Origin of the sequence: Paraburkholderia sp. SIMBA_053 (assembly GCF_046534895.1) — a bacterium.
Classification (GTDB): domain Bacteria; phylum Pseudomonadota; class Gammaproteobacteria; order Burkholderiales; family Burkholderiaceae; genus Paraburkholderia; species Paraburkholderia caledonica.
Map to the genome: position 1 here is coordinate 1 of NZ_JAWRXU010001885.1, position 231 is coordinate 231.

At 65.8% G+C, this 231-nt stretch carries 1 protein-coding gene; it reads right to left on the bottom strand.

Annotation, left to right across the window (positions count from 1 at the left end):
- Positions 1–231 (bottom strand): tetratricopeptide repeat protein (locus tag SB753_RS42090; RefSeq protein ID WP_410805827.1); only part of this gene is annotated, 231 nt, incomplete at both ends.

The window sequence follows — 231 nt, forward strand, 5'->3', positions numbered from 1 at the left end:
GCGAGCACCGCGTTGTCGAGATCGCCGAGATCCTTCAGCGCGTTGCCGAGATTGTTGTAGGCCTCCGCATAGCCGGGGCGCAGCTCGATCGCCCTCGCGCAACTCAGCATCGACGCGTTGGCGTCGCCCGCAGCGCGCAGCGCGTTGCCGAGGTTGTTGTGTGCTTCTGCGTAATCGGGGCGCAGCGTCACAGCATGCCGGTAGCCTTCAATCGCTTCGCCGAGTTGGCGG